16 protein-coding genes are annotated in these 17,567 nt (G+C 60.6%); 7 read left to right on the forward strand and 9 right to left on the reverse strand.

Annotated features, from left to right (window positions below; all coding sequences use genetic code 11):
• The first annotated feature begins 204 nt into the window (after window positions 1–204).
• A complete protein-coding gene (locus WT53_RS34390; RefSeq protein ID WP_052100368.1) occupies window positions 205–471 on the forward strand; it encodes a transposase in 267 nt (88 codons plus the stop codon).
• On the opposite strand, the gene WT53_RS33270 is transcribed toward WT53_RS34390, so the two are convergent.
• Genes WT53_RS33270 through WT53_RS00490 form a run of 4 tightly spaced genes read right to left on the reverse strand, consistent with a single transcriptional unit; the run spans window position 455 to window position 2,602 of the window.
• Window positions 455–601: a hypothetical protein gene (locus WT53_RS33270; RefSeq protein ID WP_155294486.1), complete on the reverse strand. Its 147-nt coding sequence runs from the start codon at window positions 599–601 to the stop codon at window positions 455–457. The genes WT53_RS34390 and WT53_RS33270 overlap by 17 nt on opposite strands.
• Window positions 585–899, reverse strand: a complete 315-nt coding sequence (locus tag WT53_RS31580) for a transposase (protein WP_080747832.1) — start codon at window positions 897–899, stop codon at window positions 585–587. Before WT53_RS31580 ends, WT53_RS33270 begins: the two co-directional genes overlap by 17 nt.
• Complete coding sequence (locus WT53_RS31585; protein WP_218921404.1) at window positions 896–1,348, reverse strand: very short patch repair endonuclease; 453 nt, start codon at window positions 1,346–1,348, stop codon at window positions 896–898. The genes WT53_RS31580 and WT53_RS31585 overlap by 4 nt, the downstream gene beginning before the upstream one ends.
• An 18-nt stretch (window positions 1,349–1,366) precedes the next feature.
• Window positions 1,367–2,602 (reverse strand): DNA cytosine methyltransferase, encoded by a 1,236-nt coding sequence (locus WT53_RS00490; protein WP_034208735.1) that lies wholly within the window; start codon window positions 2,600–2,602, stop codon window positions 1,367–1,369.
• A gap of 517 nt (window positions 2,603–3,119) precedes the next feature.
• Here WT53_RS00490 and WT53_RS00495 point away from each other — a divergent pair.
• Entirely contained in the window at window positions 3,120–3,875 is a 756-nt protein-coding gene (locus tag WT53_RS00495; protein WP_052100366.1) for a hypothetical protein, read from the forward strand.
• A 557-nt stretch (window positions 3,876–4,432) separates the two neighbouring features.
• Here the strand turns inward: WT53_RS00495 and WT53_RS00500 are convergent.
• From WT53_RS00500 to dnaA, 4 genes are all read right to left on the reverse strand, one after another.
• Window positions 4,433–5,884, reverse strand: a complete 1,452-nt coding sequence (locus tag WT53_RS00500) for a DNA sulfur modification protein DndB (protein ID WP_218921405.1) — start codon at window positions 5,882–5,884, stop codon at window positions 4,433–4,435.
• A gap of 674 nt (window positions 5,885–6,558) precedes the next feature.
• Window positions 6,559–9,033: a DNA topoisomerase (ATP-hydrolyzing) subunit B gene (gyrB, locus tag WT53_RS00505; protein WP_034208732.1), complete on the reverse strand. Its 2,475-nt coding sequence runs from the start codon at window positions 9,031–9,033 to the stop codon at window positions 6,559–6,561.
• A gap of 193 nt (window positions 9,034–9,226) precedes the next feature.
• Window positions 9,227–10,333: a DNA polymerase III subunit beta gene (gene dnaN, locus WT53_RS00510; protein ID WP_034208731.1), complete on the reverse strand. Its 1,107-nt coding sequence runs from the start codon at window positions 10,331–10,333 to the stop codon at window positions 9,227–9,229.
• A gap of 169 nt (window positions 10,334–10,502) precedes the next feature.
• The gene (gene dnaA / locus WT53_RS00515) at window positions 10,503–12,080 is read right to left on the reverse strand and encodes a chromosomal replication initiator protein DnaA (protein WP_034208730.1); all 1,578 of its coding nucleotides are present in this window, start codon (window positions 12,078–12,080) and stop codon (window positions 10,503–10,505) included.
• Window positions 12,081–12,501: 421 nt separating this feature from the next.
• On the opposite strand from dnaA, the gene rpmH reads away from it, so the two are divergent.
• The 4 genes from rpmH (at window position 12,502) to yidC (ending at window position 15,125) form a co-directional block, all read left to right on the forward strand.
• Window positions 12,502–12,636, forward strand: coding sequence for a 50S ribosomal protein L34 (gene rpmH, locus WT53_RS00520; protein ID WP_004198824.1), 135 nt, complete (start codon window positions 12,502–12,504; stop codon window positions 12,634–12,636).
• A 15-nt stretch (window positions 12,637–12,651) separates the two neighbouring features.
• The gene (gene rnpA / locus WT53_RS00525) at window positions 12,652–13,113 is read left to right on the forward strand and encodes a ribonuclease P protein component (protein ID WP_034208729.1); all 462 of its coding nucleotides are present in this window, start codon (window positions 12,652–12,654) and stop codon (window positions 13,111–13,113) included.
• A 75-nt stretch (window positions 13,114–13,188) separates the two neighbouring features.
• Window positions 13,189–13,455, forward strand: coding sequence for a membrane protein insertion efficiency factor YidD (yidD, locus tag WT53_RS00530; RefSeq protein WP_006489939.1), 267 nt, complete (start codon window positions 13,189–13,191; stop codon window positions 13,453–13,455).
• A gap of 8 nt (window positions 13,456–13,463) precedes the next feature.
• On the forward strand, window positions 13,464–15,125 hold the full coding sequence (gene yidC, locus WT53_RS00535) for a membrane protein insertase YidC (RefSeq protein ID WP_034208728.1): 1,662 nt from the start codon (window positions 13,464–13,466) through the stop codon (window positions 15,123–15,125).
• Between the two features lie 116 nt (window positions 15,126–15,241).
• Here the strand turns inward: yidC and WT53_RS00540 are convergent, their stop codons facing one another.
• Window positions 15,242–15,676, reverse strand: a complete 435-nt coding sequence (locus tag WT53_RS00540) for a transcriptional regulator (protein ID WP_006489946.1) — start codon at window positions 15,674–15,676, stop codon at window positions 15,242–15,244.
• Window positions 15,677–16,014: 338 nt separating this feature from the next.
• Here WT53_RS00540 and mnmE point away from each other — a divergent pair, with 338 nt between their 5' ends.
• Window positions 16,015–17,409, forward strand: coding sequence for a tRNA uridine-5-carboxymethylaminomethyl(34) synthesis GTPase MnmE (gene mnmE / locus WT53_RS00545; RefSeq protein WP_060258166.1), 1,395 nt, complete (start codon window positions 16,015–16,017; stop codon window positions 17,407–17,409).
• Window positions 17,410–17,567: the final 158 nt, after the last annotated feature.

The raw sequence follows: 17,567 nt of genomic DNA on the forward strand, positions 1-17,567 counted from the left end.
GACCGTGAAACGACTCTACGCCGATGATAGTGCGGATTCCCGTGTGAAAGTAGGTAATCGTCAGGCTCCCTAAGCCAAGAACCCCCGCCCAAAAAGGCGGGGGTTTTTGCATTGGCGCGGCGGAAATGTGCGGCGCCTGGTATTGACCTGCTCCCCGTGTTTGGTACGGTGACGGTGTAGAGTCCGTTCCGGAGAGGAACGGCAATGAAAAAGCGATTCACCGAAGAACAAATCATCAGCATCTTGAAGGAAGCCGAGGCCGGCCTGAAGCCGGCGAAGCTGTGCCGCAAGTACGGCATATCGGACGCGACCTCCTACACCTGGAAAGCGAAGAAAGTAGCAAGCCCGCAGGCCAAGCGCGAAGCGGTCCGAATCTTGATGGCCGAACGCGCCATGGGTGTTACCCTGGGCCTGCGGGCTGGTAGGGATTTCGCGCCCGCTGTTCCACTACGAATCACGCCGCCGAGTTGACGACGAAGCGCTGACTGGCCGGATGATGGCCATCGCCGCGCAGAAGCGCCGTTACGGCTATCGCCGGATTCATGTGTTGTTGCGGGATGGCTGCTTCGCCATGCACCAGCGCGTCAGCAACAAAGTCCATCGCCCAACTTTCGTCGGCGCCATTGGATGACCGAACTGATGAAGTCGGGCGAGACCTCGGTACCGTACTGTTCCAGCAGGACGTCCTGAATCTCGCGTACGGCCATGCCTCGGGCATACATGGCGACGATCTTGTCGCGTCGAAGCCCGTGAAGCGCCGTTCGTGCTTGGGAATCAAGGTGGGGTTCGAAGCTGCCGTCGCGGTCACGCGGCACCTCGATACGGATCGGACCGTCTTCGGTCAGAACCGTCTTGGCCCCTTTGCCGTTGCGCTGATTCGTGGCGTTGAGGCTCGTTATTCTTCGTTCACTATCTGTCTAGCTTTAAGACGATCCAGAAGAGCAAGTAGCTGAGGGCACGCTCGATGTAAACCCAGTGCGTCGATCTTCTCTATCTCGCATTCCCATACGGTTACGACTTCAAGACCTAGCTGCTGAAGCGCAGCAACCTTAGCCATATCCCGCTGTCGGTTCGCGGAGATCTTTTCTTCCCAGAAATGGTTGTTCCGCTTGGGAGTAGTCGCTCGCTTGCAGCCCTGATGACCATGCCAGAAGCAGCCATTGACGAAGATTGCCCATCCCTCACGTCGATTGACCAAGTCCGGGCTGCCGGGCAATCCCGCAAAATTGCAACGATATCGCAGACCTAGGGACCAAAGCATCTTGCGCAGTTTGACTTCGGGCTTGGTATGACGACGGCGTACCCTTTTCATTCGTTCCGACGTGATCTGATCGGTCGGTACTTGCATACGCGCCATACGTTGCAATTAGGCCATTTCTACACTTTCTACCGCCAACTTCTTTGGCGCCTTTGGCGTAGTGATGATCGTGAAAGCTTCCATCTTCTTGAGGTGGGCAGCAATTGCCTCTTTGAATCCGGGCTTGAAGCGAAGCGTGCTCTCACAGATGCGCTTGTAGAAACCGGCAGTAGCACGAAGTGAGAGGGGAGAACCCGAGTGGTGGAGAAAGTGCGCCAATGATTGGCGGTCTTCGCTCACAGGCCAAGTACTGATCGGGACTTCATATCGCACCTTTCCATCGAACCAAGCGGCGGCTGGCCAAGATTTTCCCTCCACCAACGGTGTTCCCAGTTCACCTTCGTAAGGGCGCTGAATCGCAAGCTGTTCGCCCAGCCAGGTAGACACGGCGACGTTCACAGCATTGCCTATGAGCATCCACCGGCGGCGCTTATTGAACACGTGTCCGCCATCATTGACGGTACCCTCAAAATCGGTCCAGCCGTCTGGGAAGCCTTGGAGCCGTTCAGCATCGTTAGGAGACGGAGTGATGACGGACAAATCAGGGAGCAGAATCGCGGGTGGAGACGGTATGCCCATCGCCGAACCTCCCTTCATGGTCGGAATGCAGTCCTCACCCCATCCGAGTCCCCTGGTACCTTCCGTCCAGTAGAAACCGTGTGCGGATTCCGTCAAACTCTTTTCCCCCTCGACCGGGGCGTAGTTCCCATGGAATAGTACTCGGCGCGGATCACCGTCCAACGTCGCGAACACAAAGATACGGTTTCGGCGCTGTGGAAGACCGAACGCAAGCGCGTCGATCGTCCGGTATGCCCAGCGATAACCGAGCCCTTCCAAAGCGGAGAGAACCTCCGCCATGTACTCGCCCTTGTGCAGGTGTCGCCAGTTGGGGACATTTTCGATTAAGACGTTTGGGAAGGGGCGGCGGCGAAGCAGTTCAATTGTCTCGCGAATAAGGCTCGATCGTCCGCCAGCGAATCCGCGAGTCCGCCCCGCCTGTGAAAGGTCCGTACACGGGAAGCCTGCGGTCAAGAGGTTCGACGTGGGAGAGATGTTGGCCAGGACTTCGTCCGTTTGCTTGATATCTGAAACGACGGGCACGCCAGCGAACTGGTGCTGGAGCACCATCGTTGCTTCGGGGTCGCACTCGCAGAAAAGGGTGGTACGGTGGCCGCTCCGGTGAAGGCCAAGTTCCAGGCCACCAATGCCCCCAAAAATGGCAGTGATTTCTAGCGATGTGGGCATGCGTACTCCAGCAGGTTCAAGCAAACGTTGAATCGTAGCATGGACATCAATAAAACTCGAGTCCGCCCAACGGCCAAGAGAGCCTCCAAAAAGGGGCCAGTTTTCGTGCGGGCGGTACTCCGGTGAGCTACCCAAGTTTCCTCGTTAGAAGGGGGGTCTTAGGGCTAGCCTCATAGCGCCTTGAGGCAGCTGGCGCCGGACCAATTCCGGCAACTGCATCAACCGAAAACCGGCAAGCCCACTAAATTACGAATGGTGCGCTCGGCGGGGTAAGGTCACGTGGCGTCAAGTTATGGGGAGTAGCAGGGGTGACTGAAAAACGGCGCTGCCTGCTAAGTGAGCTACACTTACGCCTTCATCATTACGTGGTTTGCTTATAACAATGTACTGTCCCGGCATTCTGACAAGAACTCTTTCCACTCCCACGTTTGGCTCAGGAAAAGGCTTCGCTTACGGGAACAGTTGGCAATACCACTCCCGGTCGGACAGGCATTCCAAAGTGGCTTGCTGGGGCGCTATGCTCGACCTGTTGCTGTCGTGCCCGTTGCTTCGCAAGCACGTTCGAGAGGGCAAGGTTGGGTTGGGTATCAATCATGAGATGAGCGATTACCGAAACCATAAGAAGAAGAATTTGGATCTTGTACTCTGCCGCCACACTACCCAGGGATCGGCGGGGAGCTCCAAGAGCGGCAAGAAAGCCGCTGTAAATTTCGCTGAGCTTGTAGATAGCTACGACATTAAGTTAGCCCCTGCAGAGAGGGATGCCTTGGTGGAACTTCCAGTGCTGCCGATCGCCAACGTCTCGTCCGTTCTTCTCGCAATTGAGGCAAAGGCAGCAATGACTGCTTTTTCGAAGGCGAGACCCCGACTCAAGGACGAATTGACCTCTAGCTTTCAGACGATACACGGGGACAGCGCACATGCTATCGCTGCCGGGCTGGTGTTGGTCAATACATCGAACGAGTTCATTTCGCCAGATATTAACAAGTTCGATCTTTCGACACGGGCTCCCGATATCTCACAGCACGTTCAACCTAAGGATGCGCTGCTCGTCCTGCAGGGGCTGCGAGAACTGCAGCGGCGGTCCACTACTACCGATACCGGCTTCGATGGCATCGGCGTTATTTTGATCCAGTGCCGCAACGATGGTCGAACTCCGGTTTCTGTATCACCGACGAGCAACATCATCCTGCCTGACACGGACGACTACCATTACAGCCGCTTCATCGAACGCCTCGCGACGCTCTACTCGATGAGGTTCAATGGCCTGTAATGGCTTGTGGACGGAGCTTCGCTGACCTCTACCGTTCCAGCTATGCGAGTAATGTCTTCAAAAGGACGTCCCTGCAAGAGTTTGAACCGGAGTGAACGGGTAAGGGGTTGGGCGCATGAGGCTGGTGTGGCATTGTTGTTCGTTCGGTCGGGCAAGCCGGAGGAGAGCGCCTACGTCGAGAGCTTTTTAGCGGATGTTTTCGCAACGAGTGCTAGAGCGAGCGCTAACTCACCTCACTGTGCAATGCCAGGTGGCAGGTTGAGGAATGACATATCGAGCATGACACCGAGCGGCCTCATAGTCTTCTCAAGTTACCTGGCGCCTGTGTAGTTCGTCTGGGCGCGCGACGCCAAGTAGCCGTTTCACAGTTCAAAGCAAACCTGAGGGTGGCGTCGAATAGTTTCGGGATCCTGCGGAAGCGACGGTTGCTATCGAGCGATCGTAGCGGTGCTGCGATGTGATTCGACAGCACGCGATTATGTGAGTCGGATTGATATCGTAAATGTAGTAAATAAAAGCCCATCTTTTTTGATGGGCTTTGAATTTATAGTGCGGAGTTACGCTTTGTTGCGTGTGGGTAAATTGAGTTTCCAGCGAATCATGTCGCCGATAATTGGATATATATCGTTGTGCTTCGCGCCGAATCTCATGACTCGATCCTTCTCGTTAAAGGCCCCAACGTCACGGTTAGCTCCCTCCTCGGAAGGCAAATACGCAGCGAGTCCATCAAGATTCCATTTCGTACGTTCCTCCGGCGAGAGTTGGTAATAGCGCCACATGGGGTCCTCGTGAGAAAAATTTACACGTGAAATGCCAGCGAGAAGTTTTTCTAGCAATTCTGGATCTTTTTGTCTCCCGAAACCAAAATCATAGACAAGCTTCGCCAGTGCTTTGAGAACCACCGGCTGAGCGGCAACAGTTCGCTGCTTCGCCTTATCTTGGCCGAAACCATCGATCTCGTTTATTGCTGACCAAAATTCCACCGCAACTTTACTTTTCTCTTCAACATCCTGAGGGGTGGCACTGCTTACGTTGGTTTTATTTGTGAACAGGATTGCATTGATCGCGATCAAATCTTTGCGGGCGATGTAGCCTTTGTCGTCATGCCAATCTGTTACGTCTCGCTCGACAATAGAAGCACTTAGCAAACCTGACTCGTGCAGCTGCTCTTTGATCCATAAGTTGACGGGGTTCGACTGATCGAACTGAAATGCCAAACTTGCCTCGACCTTCTTTGTAAGATTATTTAGGTCGTGGAAAAGTTGCCGCTCTTGCTCTGCTGTCAGCCCAAGATGGACTTCGACCATTACGCTGCAAGTTGTGCGGCCGATCTCGAAGATTTCAAGCCAGCAACGAAGTTCTTCTGCATCAACCTTCCCGTCACCCTCAACCGGAAATAGCTGTGGTCGTTTGGGATATTTGTGAGCGGTTGTAAGTGTCCGAAGGTAGTCGAAAAGCATATCCATTGCGAATCGTCGATGTTGTCCGTCGACTACCCATAGAACATCTTTATTTGCAAGATAGACATTAACTAAGCCGCCCCCCGCTTGTTCAAATCGCAAGCCCTTACCGCCAAAATCACACGTGCGAATGTTGGCCGTGATGGGTTGGATCGCCAAGTACGGTTGCTTCCCCAGCGTTCGTTGAATCCGGTCCAGCGCGGCGGGCAATTCGGCGCCCTCGCGTCGGTACTTTGTGGCAAGTGCATGAGCAAGACCCTTCAGCAGATACACTGCTAACTTCTGCGCGTGTTTCGGATCCAGATTGCGCTGAGCGATCTCTTCATTGCCGAGATCCGCACGACTTTGAAGGGCTCGCTCGTTAGCTACTTCGGAAACCTTATAGAAGTCGAACATCGGAGTGTTCAGCAGCAGGGTATTACTACCGAGATTGTGTCCGACGAGGACGCCAATCTTCTTGTCGGCGGTACCCCCTTGTGCGATGAGATCGTCGAGGTCCATAGGAGTACTTTGGTTGTTTGCGAAGAGGTGTTCGATTACACTGGACATGTCTATTTCTCCAAATGTGCTGACGGCTGCAACCGCCAGCGGGGGATGGGCATGCGGGCCGGAAAGGGTGGGAACCCTTTCCGGCTTTCTTTTTGGGCGCTCAAGACGGACGCCTTTACCGCCCAATGCTCCCTGACGGCGTCAGTGAAGCATTGACGTCACTATATGCAGCAACATCTCAAAAAGCAAGAAATACTGAGTCCAGGAAGAAAAAAATATATTCTGGATGTGAATTTTGCAACTCCAGGATAGAAAATGTAGCTTAAGTTTAGTGTGAATTCGTTTCCTGGATTGAGTTTTTTGGCGGATGGTTCGAGCTAGCTGTCGGTCCGAGTAGGTTGGGCGAGCTATCGTTCGCGCAAGTGTTGTAAGCCGGGCGGTGAATGGGGCGAACGGATTGCCAGACAAAGTTGGCAAAATGACGCCGCGGTCGGCTGCAGAACCTTAGAAACAGGTAGGAACAACAAAGCCGGCTCTAGGCCGGCTTTGTTGGGGGGGCAGCGAGGGGAGCGCTCTAGCTAATATTGCTACTTTTGCCGCTGTGTAGTGCGTCGTCGCCCCCTTCGATGGTGGTTCAAGCTGAGTCGAATTGTCCGATGCGTTCAGCATGTTGTCGACAGTTCAATCGGCCTCCGCTGATTTGCATGCGTCAGCGCATCATCAGTGGAAGGGAGTTAGACATCAATATTCCCCGCCCGCAACGCATTCGACTCGATAAACGCCCGCCGCGGCTCGACATCATCGCCCATGAGGGTGGTAAAGATTCCATCCGCAGCAATAGCGTCCTCGATCTGCACACGCAGCAGACGCCGCACTGCCGGATCCATCGTCGTTTCCCACAGCTGCTCGGGGTTCATCTCGCCGAGGCCCTTATAGCGTTGCTTCGACACGTTCCGCTCAGCATCGGCAAGCAACCACTTCATCGCGCTCTTGAAGTCCGCGACAGCCATGCTGCGTTCCCCGCGCTTGATGACCGCACCTTCCCCGATAAGCCCCTTGAACGTATTCGCCGTCGTCACGAGCTGCTGATAATCCGCCGTGTGCTGGAATTCCTGATCAATGACTGAAACCCGCACATTACCGTGATGCGTCCGTTCGACATGCAGCGCCCGCTGTTCGCGAACCGGATCATACGAAGGCACGACCCGCACTTCGTTCTTCAGCGCGTCATCATGCAACGCCGCGTGCAGCGCCTTGGCCGAAGCCTCGGTCGACTCCTCGCTGGAGAGATCGATCACCACGCCATCCATGACCGCTTCCAGCGCGGCCGGATCATACAACCGGCTCAACCGTTCGATCACGCTCTGCGACAGCAGATACGACCGCGCCAGCTCCCCAAGCGCATCACCCGAAATCGCCGCCGCATTCTCCCCAGGCACCAGCTCCGACCCTTGCAGCGCCAACCGCAGCATGTGCGCGTTGAGCTCCACATCATCCTTCAGATACCGCTCATCCTTGCCCGCCTTGATCTTGTAAAGCGGCGGCTGCGCGATATACACGTACCCGCGTTCGATCATGTCCGGCATCTGACGATACAGGAACGTGAGCAGCAGCGTCCGGATGTGCGCACCGTCGACGTCCGCGTCGGTCATGATGATGATGCGGTGATAGCGCAGCTTCTCGAGGTTGTAGTCTTCCTTGCCGATCCCGCACCCAAGCGCGGTCACGAGCGTGACGATCTGCTCCGACGACAGCAGCTTGTCGTAGCGTGCCTTCTCGACGTTCAGCACCTTGCCGCGCAGCGGCAGAATGGCCTGGAACTTCCGATCACGCCCTTGCTTCGCCGACCCGCCTGCCGAGTCGCCCTCGACGATGTAGATTTCGCACTTCGCCGGGTCCTTCTCCTGACAGTCCGCGAGCTTGCCGGGCAGGCCGACGCCGTCGAGCACGCCTTTCCGACGCGTCATCTCACGCGCCTTCCGCGCAGCATCCCGCGCCCGAGCAGCTTCGACAATCTTCCCGCAAATGATCTTCGCGTCGATCGGCGTTTCCAGCAGGAACTCTTCCAGTGCCTTCGCCACAACTTCCTCAACCGGCGCACGAACCTCGGAAGAAACCAGCTTGTCCTTCGTCTGCGAGCTGAACTTCGGCTCCGGCACCTTCACGGAGAGCACGCACGACAACCCTTCGCGCATGTCGTCGCCGGTCGTCTCGACCTTCGCCTTCTTCGCGATTTCATTGTCGGTGATGTACTTGTTGATGACGCGCGTCATCGCGGCCCGCAGGCCGGTCAGGTGCGTGCCGCCGTCGCGTTGCGGAATGTTGTTCGTGAAGCACAGCACGTTTTCGTTGTAGCTGTCGTTCCACTGCATCGCGACTTCGACGCCCACGCCGTCCTTTTCGCCATTGGCGAAGAACACCGTCGGATGCAGCGTGCTTTTCGTCTTGTTGATGAACTCGACGAAGCCCTTCACACCGCCGGCGAACGCGAAATCGTCTTCCTTGCCCGAACGCAGGTCGGTGAGGCGGATGCGCACGCCGTTGTTCAGGAACGAAAGCTCGCGCATCCGCTTCGCGAGGATGTCGTAGTGGTACTCGACCGTGCCGAAAATGGTCGGATCGGCCATGAAATGCACTTCGGTGCCGCGGTTCTCGGTGTCGCCCGTCACGAGCATCGGCGACACTTCCACGCCGTCCACCACCTCGATCACGCGATCCTGCGCGACGCCGCGGTGGAACTCCATGAAACGTTTCTTGCCGTCGCGGCGCACGGTGAGGCGCAGCCAGCTCGACAGCGCGTTCACGCACGACACGCCCACGCCGTGCAGGCCGCCCGACACCTTGTAGCTGTTCTGGTCGAACTTGCCGCCGGCGTGCAGCTCGGTCATCACGATCTCGGCGGCGCTACGCTTCGGCTCGTGCTTGTCGTTCATCTTCACGTCGGTCGGAATCCCGCGGCCGTTGTCGGTCACGGAAATCGAGTTGTCGGCGTGAATCGTCACGTGGATGTCGTTGCAGTACCCGGCCAGCGCTTCGTCGATCGAGTTGTCGAGCACCTCGAACACGAGGTGGTGCAGACCGGTGCCGTCCGACGTGTCGCCGATGTACATCCCGGGGCGCTTGCGCACCGCTTCCAGCCCCTCGAGGATCTGGATCGACGAAGCGCCGTAGCTGCTGTTATCGGGTTGCGAATTGTGCTGTTCACTCATGGATATCTTCCGGTTCTGCGAGGCCACTCAGGTGGCGGCGCGGTGCGTTTCAGCGAGAGAAATCGCCGGGCCGCTCCAGTTTCCTGGCCCGCCCCAGGCGCCGAAAAGGCACCAAAAGGGCGGGTTGTCGGTTCGCCATAAAAACGCCAAAGGGGCTTGCCGCCCCCTGGTGTGTGTCGCGATGTCGTGCGCGTCAGATGCGCATCGGCATCACGACATACTTGAACTCGTCGTTCTCGGGCACGGTGATCAGCGCGCTCGAGCTGGCGTCGCCGAGGCTCACCTGCACGGTGTCGACCTTCAGGTTCGCGAGCACGTCGAGCAGATACGTGACGTTGAAGCCGATGTCGACGGTATCGCCCTGATAGGCGATTTCGAGTTCTTCCTGCGCCTCTTCCTGATCGGCGTTGGTCGACATGATCTTCAGCTGGCCCGGCGCGACGATGCAGCGCACGCCCTTGAACTTGTCCGAGGTCAGGATCGCCGCGCGCTGCAGCGAACGCTGCAGTTCTTCACGGCCGATCTCGAACGTGTTCTTGTGCGCCTTCGGGATCACGCGCTGGAAGTCGGGGAACTTGCCCTCGACGAGTTTCGACACGAGCTCGACCTGGCCGAACGTGAACTTGGCCTGGGTTTGCGCGATGTCGATGGTGACGGTGTCGTCGATGTCCTCGAGCAGGCGCTGCAGCTCGAGAATCGTCTTGCGCGGCACGATGACTTCCTGGCGGCCGAACGTGCCGCCTTCGAGCTTCATCGACGAGAACGCGAGGCGGTGGCCGTCGGTGGCCACGGCCATCAGCTGGTCGCCGTCGACGACGAGCAGCATGCCGTTCAGGTAGTAGCGGATGTCCTGTTGCGCCATCGCGAAGTGCACCATGCCGAGCAGCTGGCGGAACGACTTCTGCGGGACGGTGAGCGTGGCGCCGAAATCCTTCGCCTGCGCGACGGTCGGGAACTCGTCGGCCGCCAGCGTCTGCAGTGCGAAACGGCTCTTGCCCGATTGAACGGTGAGGCGCTTGTCGGCGAGCGACAGCGTGACCTGGCCGTCAGGCATCGCGCGCAGGATGTCGAGCAGCTTGCGGGCCGCGACGGTGGTCGCGATCTGGTCGCCGCCGACGCCGAAATCGGCGCGCGTGGTGATCTGCAGCTCCAGGTCGGTCGACAGGAATGAAACGTCCGGGCCGTTCTTGGTGATCAGCAGGTTGGCGAGGATCGGCAACGTATGGCGGCGTTCGACGATGCCGCTGACCGTTTGCAGCGGCCTGAGGAGGGTGTCTCGTTCGGTCTTGACCAGTTGCATAGAGTTCCTTCGTTGAGTAACGGCCTGCAGCGCAGCAGCCTCGCAGCGCCCCGCCGGCCGGGCTCTTGGCCCGCCACCACCGGGGCGGTCAAACCAGTATTGTGCCTCAAAACCGAACCGCCCCCCTTAAATTGGGGCGGAGGCCGAATTATCAAGCGCGCCGGCCCGTTCAGCCCTTCAGTGTCTGTTCCAGCACGTGCAGCTCGTGGTTGAGCTGCGCGTCCTTGCTGCGCTCGTCGGCGATCTTGCGCACCGCGTGCAGCACGGTGGTGTGATCGCGCCCGCCGAACAGCTCGCCGATCTCCGGCAGGCTCTTCTGCGTGAGTTCCTTCGCGAGATACATCGCAATCTGCCGCGGCCGCGCGATGTTCGCGGGGCGCTTCTTCGAGTACATGTCCGCGACCTTGATGTTGTAGAAGTCGGCGACGGTCTTCTGGATGTTCTCGACCGAAATCTGCCGGTTCTGCACGGTCAGCAGGTCCTTCAGCGCTTCCTTGGTCAGCTCGATCGAGATCTCGCGGCCGTGGAACTTCGAATACGCGAGGATCTTGCGCAGCGCGCCTTCGAGTTCGCGCACGTTCGAGCGCAGGTGCTTCGCGACGAAGAACGCGACGTCTTCCGACAGGTTCACGCCTTCCGATTGCGCCTTGCGCATCAGGATCGCCACGCGCATCTCGAGCTCGGGCGGCTCGATCGCGACGGTGAGGCCCGAGTCGAAGCGCGAGATCAGGCGATCGTCGATGCCCGAGATTTCCTTCGGATACGTGTCGCTGGTGATGATCACCTGCGCCTTGTTCGCGACGAGCGCCTCGAACGCGTAGAAGAATTCCTCTTGCGTGCGCGACTTGCCGGAGAAGAACTGGATATCGTCGATCAGCAGCAGGTCGAGCGAGTGGTAGTAGCGCTTGAAGTCGTCGAACGCCTTGCGCTGGTACGCCTTCACCACGTCCGACACGTATTGCTCCGCGTGGATGTAGCGGATCCGCGCACCGGCCTTGTCGAGCAGCAGCTGGTTGCCGATCGCGTGGATCAGGTGGGTCTTGCCGAGGCCGACGCCGCCGTACAGGAACAGCGGGTTGTACGAGATGCCGGGGTTGTCCGCGACCTGGATCGCGGCGGCGCGCGCGAGCTGGTTCGCCTTGCCGGTCACGAAGTTGTCGAACGTGAGCACCGGGTTCAGCTTCGAACGTTCGTACATCGAATCGGCTTCGCCGCCGTTGGCGGGCGCGGCGCCCGGGCCCGGACGCCACGTGCGGCGGCCGGCCGCCGCTTCGTGCGCGGGCAGGCTCGGCAGATCGATGTCGGCGTCGTCGGCGTTCAGGTGGTGCGCGGCGGCCGCGGACGGCGTCATCGGTACGTCGGCCGGCGCGCTGGGCGCCGCGGCGGCATGCGCGGTCAGGTTGGCGGCGATCGCGGCGACCGTCGCGGCCGGGCCGCTCGGGGTCAGCGGCGCCCGCGGGGCGGCCGGGGCGGCGCCCGCGGGCGCGCTGCGCATGCCGGCCTTCGGATCGAGGACGAACTGGACTTCGATCGGCGTGTTCCAGAATTCTCGGGCCAGATCGGAGATGCGGCTCGAAAACTGGCTCTTGACCCAGTCCAGCTTGAAGCGGTTCGGCGCGGCGATGGACAGCGTGTTCGCCGACGCATCGAAGGCCACCGGGGCCAAGGGTTTGATCCACGTCACGTACTGCTGGGGCGTCAGCTCGCGCTCCAGCAGTGCGGAACAGTGTTGCCAGAAATCGTTCATCAAGTAGCTGTCGTTTTTTGCATGCACAGCGCGGCTCGCCGGCGCCCTTGTCGCGGTGGCGCAACAAGGCCCGAAGCGGTCGTGCGAGCGTGCCTCGGACGCCTGCGTCACAGTCCTGGAGGGGCAGGCGGGCGCCGAAGCGGCGTGCGGGATTCTTGGAGATAAGGCGAGATTCTAACGCCAAACGCGGCCACAGCGGGACTTATCCACAGGCTCCGATTGTGGGTCGCGGGGCCGGATCGGAGCGGGCCGGCACAGGCGGACGACGCCTAAAGTATTGACCGTCAAGAGAAAAACGGTTTAAATAGCGGGTTCCGCGAAAACCAATCCTGTATTCCCGGCGATTGCGTTCGCCCGAATGCCTCCGGTTAAGGGCACGCGGTCCCCTGAATTTCGACATTCTCGAACAAGTGAGAACATCATGAAACGTACTTACCAACCGTCCGTGACGCGCCGCAAGCGCACCCATGGCTTCCGTGTCCGCATGAAGACGGCAGGTGGCCGCAAGGTCATCAACGCTCGCCGCGCGAAGGGCCGCAAGCGCCTCGCCATCTAAGGCAGGTTGCGCGCTGTGTCCGCCGTCCGCAGCCCTGCGGAAGGTGCCGTCGAGCCGGGTGCGAATCCGTCGCAGACGAAAGCCGCCTTCCCGAAAGCTGCGCGACTTCTGAAAACGGATGAATTTTCATCCGTTTTTCGTTTGCGCCCCTGGCGGCGCTCCGCGCACTTCGTGATTTACGGCAAGCCGACCGGCCAGCCCGCGCGTCTGGGGCTCGTCATCGGCAAGAAGTATGCGCCGCGAGCGGTCACCCGTAATCTCGTGAAGCGGCTGGCGCGCGATGCGTTTCGCCTGCGCCGGGCCGAATTCGCCGGTTACGACCTGCTGCTGCGGCAGCACACGCGCTTCGACAAGAAAGCGCTGCCGAGCGCGGCTTCCGCCCCGCTCGCGGCGATGTGCGCGGCGGAGATCCGCGAGCTGCTCGACAGGGCGGCCCGGGAAATCGCCCGCCGCGCGTCGAAGCCCGCGTCCGAGTGACGCATCCGTGCCCGGTGCGGCGCTCCCGCCCACCCGGCCGGTTTTGACGCGGCGTCGTACGGCGCCGCCCAAGGTATGAAAACGGTATTGATCGCGTTACTGCGCTTCTACAAGGTTGCCGTGAGCCCGATGCTCGGCAACCGTTGCCGTTTTTATCCTTCCTGTTCGGATTACGCGCGCGAGGCAATCCAGTATCATGGCGCCGCGCGCGGCACGTATCTCGCCGTCAGGCGCGTGTGCCGATGCCATCCGTTTTCCGCGGGCGGCATCGACCTCGTCCCGCCGCCCAACTCCGACACTCGCGCTCGCGGCGAAGCCGACGCGCGGTCCCATCGACTCTGAGACAACGCATGGATATCAAACGCACCGTCCTATGGGTGATCTTCTTCATGTCAGCTGTCATGCTGTACGACAACTGGCAGCGGGACCATGGACGCCCGTCGATGTTCTTCCCGAGCGCCACGCACACGGCCCTGGCCGCTGCCGGCGGCGCATCGGGCACGGGCGCGACGACGAACGCAGGTGACGTGCCTGCCGCCGCAGCCGGCGCCGCACCGTCGACGACGGCCCCGGCCGCCCAGGCGCAGCTCGTGAAATTCTCGACCGACGTGTACGACGGCGAAATCGACACGCGCGGCGGCACGCTCGCGAAGCTGACGCTGAAGAAGCAGGGCGACGGCAAGCAGCCCGACCTGTACATCACGCTGTTCGACCACACGGCCGGCCACACGTACCTCGCACGCACGGGCCTGCTCGGCGGCGATTTCCCGAACCACAACGACGTCTACACGCAGGTCGATGCGGGCCCGACGTCGCTGACGGGCGATCAGAACACGCTGAAGCTGTCGTTCGAATCGCCGGTGAAGGGCGGCGTGAAGGTCGTGAAGACCTACACGTTCACGCGCGGCAGCTACGTGATCGGCGTCGACACCAAGATCGACAACGTCGGCACGGCGCCCGTCACGCCGACGGTCTACATGGAACTGGTGCGCGACAACACGGCCGTCGAAACGCCGATGTTCTCGCATACGTTCCTCGGGCCGGCGGTCTACACCGACTCGAAGCACTTCCAGAAGATCAACTTCAGCGACCTCGACAAGAACAAGGCCGACTACGTGACCTCCGCCGACAACGGCTGGGTCGCGATGGTGCAGCACTACTTCGCGTCGGCCTGGATTCCGCAGCAGGGCGCGAAGCGCGACATCTACGCCGAAAAGATCGATCCGGCGCTGTACCGCGTCGGCGTGAAGCAGCCGGTCGCCGCGATCGCGCCGGGCCAGTCGGCCGACGTGCAGGCGCGCCTGTTCGCCGGTCCGGAAGAAGAGCGCATGCTCGAAGGCATCGCGCCCGGCCTTGAGCTCGTGAAGGACTACGGCTGGGTGACGATCATCGCGAAGCCGCTGTTCTGGCTGCTCGAGAAGATCCACGGCTATGTCGGCAACTGGGGCTGGGCGATCGTGTTGCTGACGGTGCTGATCAAGGCCGTGTTCTTCCCGCTGTCGGCGGCGAGCTACAAGTCGATGGCGCGCATGAAGGAAATCACGCCGCGCATGCAGGCGCTGCGCGAACGCTTCAAGAGCGATCCGCAGAAGATGAACGCCGCGCTGATGGAGCTGTACAAGACCGAGAAGGTCAATCCGTTCGGCGGCTGCCTGCCGGTCGTGATCCAGATCCCGGTGTTCATTTCGCTGTACTGGGTGCTGCTCGCCTCGGTCGAAATGCGCGGCGCGCCGTGGATTCTGTGGATTCACGACCTGTCGCAGCGCGATCCGTTCTTCATCCTTCCGGTGCTGATGGCCGTGTCGATGTTCGTGCAGACGAGCCTGAACCCGACGCCGCCGGACCCGGTCCAGGCGAAGATGATGAAGTTCATGCCGATCGCGTTCTCGGTGATGTTCTTCTTCTTCCCGGCCGGCCTGGTGCTGTACTACGTCGTCAACAACGTGCTGTCGATCGCGCAGCAGTACTACATCACGCGCAAGCTCGGCGGCGTCAAGAAGAAGCCGGCCTGACGCCCGTTGCATTCGCGGGGGGCCAGCCGCCCGCGATGCTCGCAAAAAAGCCGCATGGTTCGTGACCATGCGGCTTTTTGTTTCCCGGCGACGGCGGCGCGTACGGTCGCTGCCGTTCAGGCCTTCTTCGCTTCGAGTTTCGGATCGCCGTAGAACTGCTCGACCAGTTCCTGAACGAGGTAGCGCTGGTGCGGAGATAGCGCCTCGATCTTTGATGCGAGTTCGATCGTCTCGGGCGTCGGCGGATAGCGTTCGTCGCGCGGCAGCGGTTGCGGCGTCGGATGTTCGATCACGCTCGGCGACGGCCCGTAATGCAGCCAGTGCACTTCGACGCGCAACCATTCGGCAAGCGTTTCGAGTTTGTCCGACGTCGGGATCGTGCGGCCCGTCAACCATTTGTGCGCGGTTTGCGGCGAAACGGGATGCGTTCCGCGATGGCGCAGATTGAATCGGTTCGCCAGCTCCGTCGCGCCGGTGACTTTCTCCGGGCTGCGCCGCAGGGCAAATTTCAGGCGTTCCGAGAACGCGGCTTTTTCTTCGGATGTCGGCATGGGGGAGATTGTGCAATTCCATCGCCGCGTCTCAGACAACCATATGAGATAAACGTATCTCGTTCGGACGAATCCCGGCCCTGATCAGGATGGGTGATGAAATTGAGGGACGCAGTGCCGAGCCCCTCCGGCACACATACTCGTCCGAAATGGCCGGTGTGTGATGATGCCGGGCTAATACTTGGCTTATCCCTGGTGGGATAAATTCAGGCGAGTCCGAATCCGGCGCCGTGGCCGGTGGCGGGCGAGCCGGCACGCTACAATGCCGGCGTTCCGATGCCCGAACTGTTGTGCGGGCGCACCATTGACCCGCTGATTACCCGATTTCTCCGATTCCCATGCTCGCTACCGATTCCGATCCGATCGTCGCCATTGCCACTGCTGCCGGCCGGGGCGGCATCGGGGTCGTCCGCGTGTCGTTCGGGCGCGGCGGCGAGGCGGCGGCGCTGCCGCTGATCGACGCGTTGTGCGGGCAGAAGCTCGCGCCGCGTCATGCGAGCTACGTGCCGTTCCTCGACGCGCACGGCGCGCCGCTCGACCGCGGGATCGCGCTGTATTTCCCGGCGCCGCATTCGTACACCGGCGAGCACGTGCTCGAACTGCAGGGGCATGGCGGGCCGATCGTGATGCAGTTGCTGCTGCAGCGCTGCCTGGATGTGGGGCGCGGCTTCGGGCTGCGGCTCGCGGAGCCGGGCGAGTTCACGCGGCGCGCGTTCCTGAACGACAAGCTCGACCTCGCGCAGGCCGAGGCCGTTGCCGACCTGATCGAGGCGAGCACCGAGGCGGCCGCGCGCTCGGCCGGGCGTTCGCTCGACGGCGCGTTCTCGCGGCAGATCCACGCGCTCGTCGACGACGTGATCACGCTGCGGATGCTGGTCGAGGCGACGCTCGATTTTCCGGAGGAGGAAATCGATTTCCTCGAAGCGGCCGACGCGCGCGGCAAGCTCGCGAAGATCCGTGCGCAGCTCGCGCACGTGCTCGGCGATGCGCGGCAGGGCGCGCTGTTGCGCGAAGGGCTGTCGGTCGTGCTCGCGGGGCAGCCGAACGTCGGCAAGTCGTCGCTGCTGAATGCGCTGGCGGGCGCGGAGCTGGCGATCGTCACGCCGATCGCCGGAACGACGCGCGACAAGGTCGCGCAGACGATCCAAGTGGAAGGGATTCCGCTGCATATCATCGATACGGCCGGGCTGCGCGAGACGGAGGACGAAGTCGAGCGGATCGGCATTGCGCGCACGTGGAGCGAGATCGAGCGCGCGGATGTCGTGCTGCATCTGCTCGATTCGCGCACGGGGATGACGCCCGACGACGGGACGATCGCGGCGCGGTTTCCGGCCGGCGTGCCGGTGGTGCGCGTGCTGAACAAGACGGATCTGACCGGCGTGCCGGCAAGCGTCGAGCATCCGGCGGCGGAGGGTGATCTGACCGAGGTGCATCTGTCGGCGAAGCGCGGCGACGGGATCGACATGCTGCGCGCGGAGTTGTTGCGAATCGCCGGATGGCAGGCGGGGGCCGAGGGCGTTTATCTGGCGCGCGAGCGGCATCTGATCGCGCTGCGGGCCGCGCAGGCGCATCTCGCGCAGGCGGCCGATCACGCGGAGCAGCGCGCGCAGTCGCTCGATCTGTTCGCCGAGGAGCTTCGGCTCGCGCAGGAGCAACTCAATTCGATTACCGGGGAGTTCACTTCGGATGACCTGCTGGGGGTGATTTTCAGCAGGTTTTGTATCGGGAAATGATGCTCGCACATTTGAAGTTCGCAAGTCGTTCTTGGCACGCCATGCACTTCCAATCGCCAAACCCGCTCCCGATCGCTCTCCCGTTTGCATCACGCGCCCTGTCGTAAAATCAGCCAGCCGGAGAAATATCAAAACGTCGAACACCGGCGTCAAAACAA

Source organism: Burkholderia sp. MSMB2157WGS, from assembly GCF_001532755.1.
In the GTDB taxonomy this organism is placed as follows: Bacteria; Pseudomonadota; Gammaproteobacteria; order Burkholderiales; family Burkholderiaceae; genus Burkholderia.